The sequence below is a fragment of the Pseudomonas sp. GW821-FHT11D10 genome (assembly GCF_058808435.1).
Window position 1 is genome coordinate 579,319 of the sequence record NZ_JBXARR010000001.1, and the last position, 12,720, is coordinate 592,038.

A 12,720-nucleotide genomic window follows, 5' to 3' on the forward strand; every position below is an offset into this window, starting at 1 on the left:
CCAATCGACAACATGACCGTAACGGTCGGGCTCAAGGCAAAACATGACACAGTGGTTCAAGCTTTTCTGCGCGATGGCGGTGGCCGTCGGGTTGGCCGGATGCATCGCCGCTCCCATCGAAATGACCGCGCAGACCGAAGCCCGGCTCAAGGACCAAGCGCCTGTGCGCTTTCTGTTGACCTTCGATGACGGCCCCAGCGCTTCCAGTCTTTTCAACCCGACCGACACCGTGCTCGACAGCCTCAAGGACAACCCGCTGCAGCCGGGGATCAAAGCGGTGTTTTTCGTCCAGACCCGCGCGCCGCGCGCGGGCAACAGCGAGATCGGCCGGCGAGTCATGCGCCGCGAGCATGCTGAAGGACACATTCTGGGCTTTCACACCGCCACCCATTGGCACACCAATCATCGATTGCTCGATCCGGATGAGCTCGAAACCACGTTGACCAACGGCGCGGCGGACATCGCGGCGATCACCGGCGCGCCGCCGACGTTATTGCGCCCGCCGTTCTGGAACTACGACAAACGCACCTTCGCCGCCTATCAGCAGCACCATATGCAGGTTTTGCTGACCGACTTGAGCGCCAACGACGGCAAGATCTGGGGCTTCAACGCCAGCCCCCGGCGGCGGGCGAACATGCTGCGTCAGCTGTCTGAGGTCCGGGAACGGATTGCCCTTGGCGATTTGCCGACGGTGGACGGGGTGATTCCGGTGGTGGTGACCTTCCACGACCTCAACCGCTACACCGCCCGTCACACCCGCGAGTACTTGCAGATTCTGCTCGACAGCGCCGCCGCCACCGGCGTGCGACTGGCAGACAAACCGTTCTATGACGATCGCACGGCGCTGGAAAAAGCCGCGCTGGCACGCACGGTGGGCGAGTCGTCGAAACCGGTGAACCTGCCGGGGATCTGGAACTGGATCTGGGATCATGACGCCCATTGAGAGCGGCGACTTGAAGATGTGAAGCGGTTGGCAAATTTCACGCGTGTCGACGTGAGCACGGGGGCAAAAGCTCATCTATGCTCATCGGGTCGCCCGAGCCTGCGCCTGTGAGGCGTGCCCCCATGATTGCCATTACCGACATTTGCCGCATCGTCGAATCCGGCTTTTCGCCGCTGTATTGCGATTGCACCGAAACGGCGCAGGGCCTCTTGCAGATCAAGGTTTACGAACCCGACAGCGGGCGGGTCAACCTGTTGCTCAACGGGGTTTCCCCGGAGCATCTGGTCAAGATTCGTGACATCTCCAATTTCATCGGTGAATTGCGCACCGAAATGAGCGCCGGACGCCGGGCGTTCGCCGGCTGAGGGTCAGAGACGTCGCTGAAAGGCGCGGACGATGCTCAGCGTGGCGTCACTGACGTTCAGATTCTGCACCGCATCCAGCGGGTGCCAGAGGCAATCGACGATTTCATTCAGCGGGCGAACCTGATCGATATTCAGCACCGACGCCTCGTAGACGTGGTGGCGGGTGCTGCCGTTCTGCAATTCCATCAGATAGAGCATGTCATCGCTGTCCAGCCCGGTTTCTTCCTTGAGTTCTCGGACGGCGGCTTGCGCGCGGGTTTCTCCCGGTTCGACGGTGCCACCCGGAAGCGTCCAGCGGCACCTGGGTTTGCGCACCAGGAGAATGTGTCGATCCTGCTCGCAAATGACGGTTGCTCGTACTTTCATGTGTTACCCGATTGCCAGTTGTCATAAATCTGTCATGAATTAGCAATATTTGGGCCGCTGCCGGTTTAGAGCTTCTGAGTGCCCGGCAAGGGCAAAAGTGCCGGAGACTTGACGCAGCCACGGTGCGACGTCCGGTCGGCACGGCAGTGCGTTGCGGGTGTAAGGTGGAAAAGTTTTAGCAGACAGGAGGTGCCTATGAGCATGGCGATGCTGAACAAAATGCACATGAATGGCTACGACGTACTCAGCGTGAACAACGGCCCGTGGCGGGTCTGCACGCAGGGTGACCGGCTCGCATCGTTTGCCAGTCGCGAGGAGGCGCTGGCGTACGCCGCCGCGCTGCCGGGGTACAAAAGTCGCGCACGCGGTCGCAAGGCAGACTGAAGGTCTGTGAAGAAAAAGCCCCGGTTGTCCGGGGCTTTTTGCTGTGGTCAGGGTGAGGTTCAGTGGACTTTGGTTCGGCTGATGGCGCGGGCTTTCACTTCCCGGGCATACAGTTGCAGGCGTTCTTCATCGCTTTGCAGCACCTCGCAGGATCGCAGCACCGCCTGGGCGTCCGCCTCGTTGCCCGACTGGCGCAGTTGCTCGGCGATGCGCTTGAGGTCCACCGCCGACCATCTCAGGTCCGATGCCACGCTTTGCAGGTCACGCTGAAGTTCGTGTTCGTATTCATTGAGCCGCATGATCACCTCCGGAACATTCTCGGTAAAACAGAGTAGCCGCATTTTTCCGGTGTGGGGCAAGGTCTTCTGTCGGTGAGCTGAACGGCCCGGTTTTCAGGGAATGCAGGCAGAGCGCTACGATGGATGTCCGAACAGTTACAGGGTACATTCGCGTTTTTTCAGATGAAGGAATCACCATGCGGATGTTGATCGGGGGGATGCTGATGGCGGCATTGGCCGGTTGTTCGTTGCCTGCGTCACTGGTGCCGGGCGAGCCGAATGTCAGCAAGATCAGCGGCAAGACTCCCAAGGACTACGCCGCGTGTGTACTGCCACTGTGGCAGCAGGACGTTGCCAAGACGTCCCAGACAGCGATTTCCAATGGCTACCGGATCACCGCGCCGAGCATCGTCACCGCCGACGAGATTCTCGATGTGGTCAAATACAAGGACGGCAGCCGCGTTTCCCTGTACCAGGGGCCGCCATGGGCGAAGTCAGGATCGTTGCGCAAAGCGGTGCGCGACTGCCTGTAAGGTCGAAATAAAAAAAGCAGAAACCGGAGATCGGTTTCTGCTTTTTTTTGCCTGCTGATCGAGCTCAGTCCGAGATATCGGTGAGCGGGATGCCGGCACCGCCGGTCTTCTTTTCCCGGCGATCCTGCATCCAGTCTTCCACCTGGCTGTTGAACCCCGCCGGCGCCTTGCGCCCGACCTTTCTGGCGATATCGAGGATGGTCTGCTGGGCGAGGGCTTCTTCCATGCGCTTTTGCGCGGTCATCATCGCGGCGTGAATCGAGCAGGTGCCGTCCAGCGCCCAGTCCGGCGGCGAGCCGTCAAACAGCGCGCAGCGTCCGCGAATGTCCCGGCATTCGAAAATGTTCTTGGGACCATCGATGGCATTGACGATGTCGAGCAGGGTGATTTCGTCCGCCGGGCGCGCCAGGGTGAAGCCGCCACGCACACCACCGGTGGATTCCACCAGTTTGCCTTTGGCCAGTTTGGTGAAGATCTTCGCCAGGTAATCCAGCGGCACCCCTTGCAGCTCTGCCAGGTCACGCACGCTGGCTTCACGACTGTCACCGCCGCTGCCCACCAGAAAGGCCAGGCAGTGAATGCCGTACTCGACCCCCGCACTGTAAAGCGACATAACTATCTCCGACTGTATTTGTCGCCGATGTTATCAGGGTTGTTCGTGGCAAACAAATCGAGAGCGCCTGGGGTTTTTGGCTATGAGGATCCCGATTTTCTTGGTTTTCAGCTAAATCAATGAGTTGCGCAGGGTGGCTGCGTTCGATCTGAGCTATCGAAGTTTTCGATGCTAATCATCACAAAATCTGACTTGTCGGATTTAAAGGCGACCAATACAGTCGCCGTTATCCGGTGAGCAGCCTTCCGCGTTCTTGAAAAATACAGACGTGTCCGCTCCCGATGATGTGAATCCTTCAACCTCATTCAGTGACTTGGCTTCGTGCCTGGAGAGAACAATGAAACAGCACATTCTGGTAATCGGCGCAGGTTTCGGTGGCATGTGGACGGCATTGAGCGCCACGCGTCTGGTCGACATTCACAATCGGGACAACATCGAAGTGACCGTGTTGGCGCCGCAGGCCGAGCTGCGCGTTCGTCCGCGTTTTTATGAGCCGAATGCCCACACGCTGGCGGCGCCGCTGGGCGATCTGTTCGACGCGGTCGGCGTCAACTTCATCAAGGGCGCGGCGAACACCATCGACGTACAGGCGAAAACCGTGGGCTACACCGACGCAGCCGGTGCGCAGCAGGTATTCAACTACGACAAACTGGTGCTGGCTTCCGGCAGCGGCCTGGCCCTGCCGGACACCCCGGGCGTGGCCCAATACGCGTTTGACGTCGACCAGATCGAAGCTGCGATCCGCCTGGAAAACCACCTGGATTCCCTGATCGGCCAGCCTGAAAGCCAGGCACGCAACACCGTGGTCGTCGCCGGCGGCGGTTTCACCGGCATCGAAACCGCCACTGAAATGCCGGCGCGTCTGCGCGCTGTGCTGGGCGACGATGCCAACGTTCAAGTGATCATCGTTGACCGTGCGCAGAAAGTCGGTGCTTCCATGGGCGAAGCCATCAGTGTGTCGATTGCCGAAGCGAGCGAAGAGCTGGGCGTTGAATGGCGACTGGGTGTGTCGGTGCTGTCGGTCGATGAAAACGGCGTGACCCTGTCGGACGGTCAGCGCATCGAGGCAAAAACCGTGGTCTGGACCACCGGCGTGCGTGCCAGCTCGCTGACCGAGCAGATTCCTGCCGAGCGCGATCGCCAGGGCCGCCTGCACGTTGATGCCAACCTGAAAGTCATCGGCCAGGACGACATCTTCGCCACCGGCGACGTGGCTTACGCGGCCACCGACGATATCGGCAACTTCGCCCTGATGACCTGCCAGCACGCGATTTCCCTCGGTCGTCACGCCGGCAACAACGTCGCGGCGCAGATCCTCGGGGTCGACCCAACGCCGTACAGCCAGCCGAAATACGTGACCTGCCTCGACCTCGGCGCCTGGGGCGCGGTGTACACCGAAGGCTGGGATCGTCAGGTGAAACTGGTCAAGGAGGAGGGCAAGTCGCTCAAGACCCAAATCAACACCCAGTGGATCTACCCGCCGGCGGCTGACCGTGCCATCGCGCTGGCGGCTGCGGATCCGATGATCCCTGTCGTCGCGTAAAACGGCGTGTCAGAGAAAATCCCGCCCGGTTGATGCCGGGCGGGATTTTTTCGTTCAGATTGCGCAAACCCCTCCGGCAAGGACCACCCGGCCGAACTCGGCGTGGGCCTCGAGAGGTGTGATCGCGAGCAGTTGGTCGAGGCGAATTTCCTGTTGCGCGCCTTGTTGCTCGATCACCAGGAATTCTTCTTTGTCACTGCTGGTTCGCGTGGTCACGGCCCGAGCCATCAGCCGCTGACCGTCGACCAGCTCGATGTCCAGCTGATAGCCGCGCAGGCAGGCGATTTCCAGGTAGTCGTGCAGATCACAGTTCAACGGCTGATAACGGGTCATGGTGCTACTCCTCGAAACCTTGCAGGGTGATGATGAAATAGCCGTCTTCGGCGATGGCCTTGGCGACCTGCGGATTGGCCGGCTCGCTGTGACAGAACAGGCACTGGCTCTGGGAAATGTCTTCGTCCTGCAAGCCGTTGTCCATCAGGAACTGCCGGGCGTAAGCCTTCGCCGCTTCGGCTTCGCGATCGGTCAGCACGTCGAAATGAAGATAGCGGCCATCTTTGGTACGCACGTGGGTATCGAATACTTTGACGAACATTATTGGCTCTCCTGCATTTTCCAGGTGCCGGGCAGCGAGAGGTTGCCCGAGGCGATGTCGTAGACGCTGCTGACACACAGCAGCGGGTTGTGCAGGTCGGCATTGACCTTCAACGCTGCGGTGACGCCGTCATAGTTGAAACTCTGCGGGAAACCGACGGCAGCCAGTGGCACGCGGATCTGCGCGGCATTCTGTTTGACGCTCAGGTCGTAGCCGGGGGAGTCGATGTAAATCGGCGCGCCGGGCCAGGTCGCAGGCAGTTTCGGTTTGGCGTCCTTGGGGATGTCGCGCACTTTCAGGCCGCCGGGGCCGCAGCTTTCATCCTTGCTCAGGACCACCCAGTGCGAGTGCCAGAGGCCGCCATCGTTGTCCTTCTTGCCGTCCTTGTTTTCATCCAGCTGCGGGGTGTCATCGAAGTCCGGGTGCGAGGTCAGGGCCAGGGCGAGAATGCCGGAGTTCGCTTCAAAACCGACGGCGCTGCTGTCCAGGCTGGTGGGCCAGACGTAGCTGTAGACCTCGGCACCGGCGAATGAACCTTTGGCGGTCGGCACGCGGCTGCCGGCCTTGCCATCGACCAGTTGTTCGAAGACCAGGGTGTTGCCGTCCTTGAAAACACGGGTGTGGACGAGGTCGAACGCGGCGTCGGTTTTACCGGGTTCGCTGTGAATGCCTTCAGGTCCGTGGGCCCAGGCTTGTGTTGCCAGAAGCGTGCTGATGGCCAATGCCAATGCGGTTTTCATGGGATGCCTCGAAGTGTGCTTTAAGTTTCGAATCGACACCGTAATCCTAAAGTGGCACTGTTTTTTGTCAATATGGTTTTTAAACGATACTATTTATCGATCCCATTGAAACAGGCGATGACCGTGTTGTTTGACCTGCTGGAAAGATTGTCGAGCCTGACCCGGGTGTGGTTTCGCGAGCACCCGCTGCTGGCCGAACTGCAACCGATTCAACTCAGCGCGCTGCTGTATCTGGCGCGGTGCAACCGCTATTCGAATACGCCGCTGGCGGTCACCGATTACCTCGGCCTGACCAAGGGCACCGTGTCGCAGTCGCTCAAGGCGTTGGAGACCCACGGTTTTCTGACCAAGGTTCCGGACGCCCGAGACAAGCGCAGCGTGCATCTGGAATTGACGACCACTGCGCGCGAGCTGATCGACGCAGTGATGCCGCCGGATTTCCTGAGCAATGCCGCGCAACGCATGGGCGCGCGTGCCGGCGATCTGGAGGGCTTGTTGCTGGAGTTGCTGCGCAACATTCAACGCAGCGAAAACGTACCCAGTTACGGGCTTTGCCGGACTTGTCGCTTCCACCAGACATCGACCGCCGGCGCCGTCTGCGGATTGACCGGCGAAGCGTTGGCCCCGCCGGAAATCGAACTGATCTGTCGCGAGCATCGCCTGCCCGAAGAAACCCCCGCCTGAATCCTCTCCCGCCGGGGCTATGACTAAAAGTCATTGCCCCATGATTTTTAATGGTTACGGCCGGCCCGATCCCCGGTGTTAAAAAATCGCAAACACAGCTCATCAATAACAACCAGAGAGCGTTTGCAGCCATGTCCCGATTCTTCCTTCGCGTCTCCCCACTTCCGTTATTGATCCCGTTGGCCATTCGGCCCGCGTGAGCTGTCGATCACCCCAAAAAAATCCCTCTGCATCGCAAAGAGTAATGACTGATGAAAGAACTCGACCTGTACATCGGTGAAGGTTTCGAAGGCCCGGGCGTGAACGCCGCGCATATCAATATCCTGATCGGCCCGCGCAATGGCCCGGCGGGGCAGGCGTTTGCCAACAGTCTGGCGTCGCCGAGTCAGGGCCATTGCCCGTTCATGGTGATCGCCCAGCCGAACATTCCGGTCAAGCCGATGACCCTGTATGTGAACAAAGCTGCGATCAGCAGCGACCTGCACGGCAACGCGACGTGGGGTGCTTCCCAGGCCGGTATCGCCAAGGCTGTGCTCGAAGCACTGCTCGACGGCACGCTGCCGCCGGAAGCCGAAGACGAGTGGGCGATCGTCACCGCCAACTGGGTCAACCCGGCCTGCGATGACCTCGATGCGGTCTACCTGAACAACTACAACGCCTGCCGCACCGCGATCCGCGCCGCCCTGACCGGCAAGCCGGAAACCGCGCAGCTCAAGGATGTGGTCAACCACATCAGCAACCCTTTCTACACGCCAAAAGCCTGAGGTCCGCGCCATGCAATACATCCGTTTGGGCAACTCCGGCCTGCAAGTTTCCCGCCTGTGCCTGGGCACCATGAACATGGGCACCCCGGACTGGAAGCCGTGGATCTTCAATGAAAAACAAAGCGAGCCGATCGTCGCTCACGCGCTGAACAACGGCGTGAATTTCATCGACCTGGCGGACTTCTATTCCGCCGGTGTCGGCGAAGAAGTGGTGGGGCGCATCGTCAAGCGTCTGGCCCGTCGCGAAGACCTGGTGATCACCACCAAGGTCGGCTACGGCACCCGCAACGGCATCAACGCCAGCGGCCATTCGCGCAAGCACATCATGGACAGCATCGACGCGTCGCTGAAGCGTCTGGACATGGATTACGTCGACGTGTTCATGCTGCATTACTTCGATGTGAACACCCCGGTCGAGGAAACCATGGGCGCACTGAACGACATCGTGCGTTCGGGCAAGGCGCGCTACATCGGCGTCTCGACCATGCTCACCGGCCAACTGGCGAAAATCCTCATGGCCTGCGAGCGCAACGGTTGGGTCAAACCGATCAACATGCAGCTGCAACTGAACTGCGCCTACCGCGAAGAAGAGCGCGAGATGATTCCGTTCTGCCGCGATCAGGGCATCGGTGTGTCGGTGTTCAGCCCGCTGGCCCGTGGCCTGTTGACCGGGGACGTGCAATCGACCCGCAATCAGACCGACTTCTTCACCCAGCAGATGTACAGCGACGAAGCCTCGTTCGAAATCGCCCATTCGGTGCAGCGCGTGGCCCGTGCCCGTGGCGTATCGAACGCGCAGATCGCCCAGGCCTGGGTCGCCAATCACCCGGGCGTGGATTGCATGCTGGTCGGCGCCGACACCACCGCGCAGTTCGACAGCGCACTGGCGGCGTTGGAAACAAAACTCGATGCCGAAGAGCTGCACGAGCTGGAACGCAACTACACCCCGTGCGACGTGATCAACGATTACACCGCCGGCAAACGCATCCTGCGCACGGCCCGTCCAGGGCTGGAACGCTTCACGTTGCAGGGGGCGGTGGCATGAGCGAATTGATCCGTCACGGCAACTTCATCGACGGCCGGTGGGGCCAGGGCGGCGCCACTTACCCGGTGCGCAACCCGGCCAACGGTGAGTTGATCACCGACGTGCAAAAGGCCGGTGCCGAGGAAACCAACCTAGCCATCGAAGCCGCCAATCGCGCCTTGCCGGCGTGGCGCAAGCTCACCGCCAAGGAGCGCAGTCAGCGCCTGAAGCGCTGGAGCGATCTGATGCTCGCCAACCAGCAGGAGCTGGCGACCTTGCTCAGTCGCGAACAGGGCAAACCGCTGGCCGAAGCCAAGGGCGAAGTGGTCTACGCCGCCAGTTTTCTCGAGTGGTTCGGCGAAGAAGCCAAGCGTGCCTACGGTGATGTGATCCCGAGCCACAAGGCTGATGCGCGGATCATCGTGACCAAGGAAGCCATTGGCGTGGTCGCGGCGATCACTCCGTGGAACTTCCCGCTGGCGATGGTCACCCGCAAGGTCGGCCCGGCGCTGGCGGCGGGTTGCACGATGATCCTGAAACCCTCGGAAGAAACCCCGCTGTCGGCATTTGCCCTGGCGGTGCTGGCCGAGCAGGCAGGAATTCCGGCGGGCGTGTTCAACATCGTTTCCGGCGATGCGGTGGCCATCGGCGGCGCGCTGCAAGCGTCCAGCGTGGTGCGCAAGCTGTCGTTCACCGGCTCGACCCGCACCGGCAAACTGCTGATGCGCCAGGCCGCCGACACCCTGAAAAAGGTCTCGCTGGAACTGGGCGGCAACGCGCCGTTCATTGTCTTCGACGACGCCGACATCGACGCGGCCGTGAAAGGCGCAATGGCCTCGAAATTCCGTAACACCGGGCAGACCTGCGTGTGCGTCAACCGCTTCTTTATTCAGGACGGCGTCTACGAAGCCTTCACCGGCAAACTCGCCGAAGCCGTGGCGGCGATGCGTGTGGGCAGTGCGCTGGACGGTGAGACCGAGCAAGGTCCGCTGATCAATGCTGCTGCGCTGGCCAAGGTTGAAGCCCATGTCAGCGACGCGCTGGAGAAGGGCGCCACGCTGTTGTGCGGCGGTCGTCGTCATGCGCTGGGCGGCACGTTCTACGAACCGACCATTCTCACCGAAGCCAACGGCGACATGCTGATCGCCCAGGACGAAACCTTCGGTCCGGTGGCCGCGTGCTTCCGCTTCAAGGACGAAGCCGAGGTGCTGGCGCGCGCCAACGACACGCCGTTCGGACTGTCGGCGTACTTCTACAGCCGCGACATCGGCCGCGTCTGGCGCATGGCCGAAGGGCTGGAAGCCGGGATGGTCGGCATCAACGAAGGGATCATCTCCACGGAGGTGGCGCCGTTCGGTGGCATCAAGGAATCGGGCCTTGGGCGTGAAGGTTCGAAGTACGGTCTGGATGACTATCTGGAGATCAAATACCTGTTGATGGGCGGTCTCTAGACCTCCCCGAACCCTGCGGGAGCTGGCTCCTGCAGGGTTCCTCCCAGAGCTTTCCGTTTCTCCGTCAATAACAACAATTGGAGACGAACATGTCCGCTCAACCCGTAAAGATCGATGACCTGCCCATCGGGCGCTTCCACCTCAAGATCGCCGGCCTGACCTTCGGCGCGCACTTCACCGACGGCTACATCCTTGGCCTGATCGGCATCGCGTTCACCTTGCTCAGCCCGCAGATGCAGCTCGATGCGTTCTGGCAGGGCCTGATCGGCGCATCGGCGCTGATCGGTCTGTTTCTCGGCAGTCTGTTTTTCGGCTGGATCTCGGACAAGGTCGGCCGGCAGAAAATCTTCCTGGTCAGTTTCGTGCTGATCACGATCGCTTCGGTGATGCAGTTCTACGTCGAAACCGCCATGAGCCTGTTCCTCTGTCGGGTGTTGATCGGCATCGGCCTGGGTGGCGATTTCAGTGTCGGTCACGCGATGCTCGCCGAGTTCGCACCGAAGAAACATCGCGGCGTGTTGCTGGGCTCGTTCAGCGTGATCTGGACCTTCGGCTACGTCGCGGCGACCTTTGTCGGCACCGCCATGCTCAGTCTCGGTGACGATGCCTGGCGCTGGATGCTGGCGTCGTCGGCGATCCCTGCTGCGTTGATTCTGATCGCGCGAATCGGCACGCCGGAATCACCGCGCTGGCTGGTCAATCAGGGCCGGGTGGCCGAAGCCCGCGCCATCGTCAAAAAGCATCTGGGCGACAACGTCGAGCTGGACGAAACCCGCTCCACAGAAACCCGTTCGGGCTACGCGGTGCTGTTCAGCCGCGAATACCGCAAGCGCACGGCGTTCAACTGCCTGTTCTTCGTCTGCATCGTCATGCCGTACTTCGCCATCTACACCTTCCTGCCATCGATCCTGCAGAAGATGGGCCTGGCCGAAGGCTTCGGCACTGAGTTGATGCTCAACATGCTGCTGATCCTCGGCGCACTGATCGGCATCTGGTGCACGATCAAGTTCACCCGGCGCGGGTTCCTGATCAACTCGTTCATCATTCTGGCGGTGGCGCTGTTTCTGCTGGCGGTGTTGCCGGGCAGCGCGGCGTGGCTGATGGTGCTGGTGTTCGGGGTATTCACGCTGGTGCTGTCGGCGGTGAGCAATCTGGTGGGCGTGTTCCCGGCGGAGAGTTTCCCGACGGAGGTGCGGGCCAGCGGGATTGGTCTGGCGACGGCGGTGAGTCGTCTCGGTTCGGCGGTCAGTACGTTCCTGTTGCCGGTGAGTGTGGCGGGGATTGGCTTGAGCCCGACGATGGGGATTCTTGCGGCGATTCTGGGGATTGGCGCATTGCTGTCGTGGGCCTGGGCGCCGGAGACCAAGTCGTTGACGTTGAGTCAGGCGTGCAAGGCGCAGAGTCCGGTGGAAGTCGGGGTAGGGGCGGTCGGGAAAGTCGCGACGCCCGTCTGATGATCACAGGTCAGGGGTTGCTCACAACCCCTAGCCACTCGGTAAACAGCCTCACCTTCGACAACCCCTGCTTGTCATTCGCCACATCCAGCCAATACCCATAAGGGCCGATCACCTCAATCGGGGTGATCGGCAGCAGGCTGCCGTTGGCCAGTTCCTTTTCGATCATCTGCCGGTCGATCACCGCGAGGCCACCACCGGCCAGCGCGGTATGGATCACCTGATCCAGGGTGCTGAATTCCAGCCCTTGCCCGGCATCGATGTCGTCCCGGCCCATGGCCGCCAGCCAGTTTTCCCAGACCTTCAAGCGCTTGCCGTCGTGCAGGATGTGCAGCAATGGAAATTGCCGCAGGTCCGGCGGCTGATCGCCGTTGAACAGTTCCGGGCTGGCCACTGCGATGTGCCGTTCCATCACCAGCAATTGACTGACGCAGTGCGGCGCTGCGGCGAGGCCGAAGCGGATGTGGCAATCGACTTCCGTGAGGCTGTCGTGGCCGATCTGGTTGGTCACGCTGAGGTTGATGTCCGGGTAGCGCTGGCAGAACGCACGCAGGTGCGGCGACAGCCAGCGGGTGGCCCAGGTCGGCGGCGCGAGCACTTTCAGGCGCTGGCGCAGATTGGGGACGCGCACCGCTTGCAGAGAACGTTCGATGTGGTCGAAGGCTTCGGCCAGATGCGGGGAAAGATTGCTGCCGGCCTCGGTCAGCGACAGCCCTTGAGGCGTGCGCACGAACAGCGCCACGCCGAGGTAGTCTTCAAGCTGTTTGATCTGGCGACTGACCGCGCCCTGGGTGACGTTCAGCCCGATGGCGGCCTGACTGAAACTGCGATGACGGGCGACTTCTTCGAACACGCGCAGGGTGTTGAGCGAGGGCAGTTGACGCATGGAGGCGGAACTCCGGATCGGGCGATTTTTGTTGTTTTGGAATGAGGGCTATCTGACTATCGGGACGGTGCGGATGCAAGGTGAATTCGCAACAGGC

At 61.1% G+C, this 12,720-nt stretch carries 17 protein-coding genes; 10 read left to right on the forward strand and 7 right to left on the reverse strand.

Translation table 11 applies throughout. From position 1 onward, the window contains the following. The first annotated feature begins 43 nt into the window (after positions 1-43). Positions 44-943: a polysaccharide deacetylase family protein gene (locus AC1RT4_RS02875; protein WP_493083408.1), complete on the forward strand. Its 900-nt coding sequence runs from the start codon at positions 44-46 to the stop codon at positions 941-943. A gap of 122 nt (positions 944-1,065) precedes the next feature. After that, positions 1,066-1,308: a DUF1652 domain-containing protein gene (locus AC1RT4_RS02880; RefSeq protein WP_493083410.1), complete on the forward strand. Its 243-nt coding sequence runs from the start codon at positions 1,066-1,068 to the stop codon at positions 1,306-1,308. A gap of 3 nt (positions 1,309-1,311) precedes the next feature. Here the strand turns inward: AC1RT4_RS02880 and AC1RT4_RS02885 are convergent, their stop codons facing one another. Further along, entirely contained in the window at positions 1,312-1,674 is a 363-nt protein-coding gene (locus AC1RT4_RS02885; RefSeq protein WP_085602944.1) for an NUDIX hydrolase, read from the reverse strand. A gap of 195 nt (positions 1,675-1,869) precedes the next feature. On the opposite strand from AC1RT4_RS02885, the gene AC1RT4_RS02890 reads away from it, so the two are divergent. Continuing rightward, positions 1,870-2,058 (forward strand): hypothetical protein, encoded by a 189-nt coding sequence (locus AC1RT4_RS02890; protein WP_007950503.1) that lies wholly within the window; start codon positions 1,870-1,872, stop codon positions 2,056-2,058. 59 nt (positions 2,059-2,117) lie between these two features. Here the strand turns inward: AC1RT4_RS02890 and AC1RT4_RS02895 are convergent, their stop codons facing one another. Next, a complete protein-coding gene (locus AC1RT4_RS02895; protein ID WP_007950501.1) occupies positions 2,118-2,357 on the reverse strand; it encodes a hypothetical protein in 240 nt (79 codons plus the stop codon). Between the two features lie 176 nt (positions 2,358-2,533). On the opposite strand from AC1RT4_RS02895, the gene AC1RT4_RS02900 reads away from it, so the two are divergent. Then, on the forward strand, positions 2,534-2,869 hold the full coding sequence (locus AC1RT4_RS02900) for a hypothetical protein (RefSeq protein WP_085602948.1): 336 nt from the start codon (positions 2,534-2,536) through the stop codon (positions 2,867-2,869). A 64-nt stretch (positions 2,870-2,933) separates the two neighbouring features. On the opposite strand, the gene AC1RT4_RS02905 is transcribed toward AC1RT4_RS02900, so the two are convergent. Then, positions 2,934-3,482 (reverse strand): RrF2 family transcriptional regulator, encoded by a 549-nt coding sequence (locus AC1RT4_RS02905; RefSeq protein ID WP_007950499.1) that lies wholly within the window; start codon positions 3,480-3,482, stop codon positions 2,934-2,936. Between the two features lie 337 nt (positions 3,483-3,819). On the opposite strand from AC1RT4_RS02905, the gene AC1RT4_RS02910 reads away from it, so the two are divergent. Further along, positions 3,820-5,025 carry an NAD(P)/FAD-dependent oxidoreductase gene (locus AC1RT4_RS02910; RefSeq protein ID WP_493083414.1) on the forward strand — a complete coding sequence of 402 codons (1,206 nt, stop codon included), beginning with the start codon at positions 3,820-3,822 and terminating at the stop codon, positions 5,023-5,025. A gap of 54 nt (positions 5,026-5,079) precedes the next feature. Here AC1RT4_RS02910 and AC1RT4_RS02915 read toward each other — a convergent pair whose 3' ends face one another. The 3 genes from AC1RT4_RS02915 to AC1RT4_RS02925 are packed head-to-tail and all read right to left on the reverse strand — an operon-like array spanning position 5,080 to position 6,360. Continuing rightward, the gene (locus AC1RT4_RS02915; protein ID WP_493083416.1) at positions 5,080-5,358 is read right to left on the reverse strand and encodes a Rho-binding antiterminator; all 279 of its coding nucleotides are present in this window, start codon (positions 5,356-5,358) and stop codon (positions 5,080-5,082) included. A gap of 4 nt (positions 5,359-5,362) precedes the next feature. After that, on the reverse strand, positions 5,363-5,620 hold the full coding sequence (locus tag AC1RT4_RS02920; protein ID WP_007950496.1) for a DUF2024 family protein: 258 nt from the start codon (positions 5,618-5,620) through the stop codon (positions 5,363-5,365). Then, the gene (locus AC1RT4_RS02925; protein WP_493083418.1) at positions 5,620-6,360 is read right to left on the reverse strand and encodes a hypothetical protein; all 741 of its coding nucleotides are present in this window, start codon (positions 6,358-6,360) and stop codon (positions 5,620-5,622) included. The genes AC1RT4_RS02920 and AC1RT4_RS02925 overlap by 1 nt, the downstream gene beginning before the upstream one ends. A gap of 117 nt (positions 6,361-6,477) precedes the next feature. Here AC1RT4_RS02925 and AC1RT4_RS02930 point away from each other — a divergent pair, with 117 nt between their 5' ends. The 5 genes from AC1RT4_RS02930 (at position 6,478) to AC1RT4_RS02950 (ending at position 11,737) form a co-directional block, all read left to right on the forward strand. Further along, positions 6,478-7,044 carry a MarR family winged helix-turn-helix transcriptional regulator gene (locus tag AC1RT4_RS02930; protein WP_493083420.1) on the forward strand — a complete coding sequence of 189 codons (567 nt, stop codon included), beginning with the start codon at positions 6,478-6,480 and terminating at the stop codon, positions 7,042-7,044. 251 nt (positions 7,045-7,295) lie between these two features. Further along, positions 7,296-7,808 carry a formaldehyde-activating enzyme gene (gene fae / locus AC1RT4_RS02935; protein ID WP_007950493.1) on the forward strand — a complete coding sequence of 171 codons (513 nt, stop codon included), beginning with the start codon at positions 7,296-7,298 and terminating at the stop codon, positions 7,806-7,808. A 10-nt stretch (positions 7,809-7,818) separates the two neighbouring features. Next, entirely contained in the window at positions 7,819-8,853 is a 1,035-nt protein-coding gene (locus tag AC1RT4_RS02940) for an aldo/keto reductase (RefSeq protein ID WP_115078263.1), read from the forward strand. Continuing rightward, positions 8,850-10,283, forward strand: a complete 1,434-nt coding sequence (locus AC1RT4_RS02945; protein WP_493083422.1) for an NAD-dependent succinate-semialdehyde dehydrogenase — start codon at positions 8,850-8,852, stop codon at positions 10,281-10,283. Before AC1RT4_RS02940 ends, AC1RT4_RS02945 begins: the two co-directional genes overlap by 4 nt. Before the next feature lie 89 nt (positions 10,284-10,372). After that, positions 10,373-11,737, forward strand: a complete 1,365-nt coding sequence (locus AC1RT4_RS02950; RefSeq protein ID WP_493083424.1) for an MFS transporter — start codon at positions 10,373-10,375, stop codon at positions 11,735-11,737. A gap of 10 nt (positions 11,738-11,747) precedes the next feature. On the opposite strand, the gene AC1RT4_RS02955 is transcribed toward AC1RT4_RS02950, so the two are convergent. Next, complete coding sequence (locus tag AC1RT4_RS02955; RefSeq protein WP_273901037.1) at positions 11,748-12,623, reverse strand: LysR substrate-binding domain-containing protein; 876 nt, start codon at positions 12,621-12,623, stop codon at positions 11,748-11,750. Between the last annotated feature and the right edge of the window lie 97 nt (positions 12,624-12,720).

Coding starts and splice junctions, on each gene's coding strand:
- AC1RT4_RS02875 (WP_493083408.1), top strand. CDS start 44: ATGACACAGTGGTTCAAGCTTTTCTGCGCGATGGCGGTGGCCGTCGGG.
- AC1RT4_RS02880 (WP_493083410.1), top strand. CDS start 1,066: ATGATTGCCATTACCGACATTTGCCGCATCGTCGAATCCGGCTTTTCG.
- AC1RT4_RS02885 (WP_085602944.1), bottom strand. CDS start 1,674: ATGAAAGTACGAGCAACCGTCATTTGCGAGCAGGATCGACACATTCTC.
- AC1RT4_RS02890 (WP_007950503.1), top strand. CDS start 1,870: ATGAGCATGGCGATGCTGAACAAAATGCACATGAATGGCTACGACGTA.
- AC1RT4_RS02895 (WP_007950501.1), bottom strand. CDS start 2,357: ATGCGGCTCAATGAATACGAACACGAACTTCAGCGTGACCTGCAAAGC.
- AC1RT4_RS02900 (WP_085602948.1), top strand. CDS start 2,534: ATGCGGATGTTGATCGGGGGGATGCTGATGGCGGCATTGGCCGGTTGT.
- AC1RT4_RS02905 (WP_007950499.1), bottom strand. CDS start 3,482: ATGTCGCTTTACAGTGCGGGGGTCGAGTACGGCATTCACTGCCTGGCC.
- AC1RT4_RS02910 (WP_493083414.1), top strand. CDS start 3,820: ATGAAACAGCACATTCTGGTAATCGGCGCAGGTTTCGGTGGCATGTGG.
- AC1RT4_RS02915 (WP_493083416.1), bottom strand. CDS start 5,358: ATGACCCGTTATCAGCCGTTGAACTGTGATCTGCACGACTACCTGGAA.
- AC1RT4_RS02920 (WP_007950496.1), bottom strand. CDS start 5,620: ATGTTCGTCAAAGTATTCGATACCCACGTGCGTACCAAAGATGGCCGC.
- AC1RT4_RS02925 (WP_493083418.1), bottom strand. CDS start 6,360: ATGAAAACCGCATTGGCATTGGCCATCAGCACGCTTCTGGCAACACAA.
- AC1RT4_RS02930 (WP_493083420.1), top strand. CDS start 6,478: ATGACCGTGTTGTTTGACCTGCTGGAAAGATTGTCGAGCCTGACCCGG.
- fae (WP_007950493.1), top strand. CDS start 7,296: ATGAAAGAACTCGACCTGTACATCGGTGAAGGTTTCGAAGGCCCGGGC.
- AC1RT4_RS02940 (WP_115078263.1), top strand. CDS start 7,819: ATGCAATACATCCGTTTGGGCAACTCCGGCCTGCAAGTTTCCCGCCTG.
- AC1RT4_RS02945 (WP_493083422.1), top strand. CDS start 8,850: ATGAGCGAATTGATCCGTCACGGCAACTTCATCGACGGCCGGTGGGGC.
- AC1RT4_RS02950 (WP_493083424.1), top strand. CDS start 10,373: ATGTCCGCTCAACCCGTAAAGATCGATGACCTGCCCATCGGGCGCTTC.
- AC1RT4_RS02955 (WP_273901037.1), bottom strand. CDS start 12,623: ATGCGTCAACTGCCCTCGCTCAACACCCTGCGCGTGTTCGAAGAAGTC.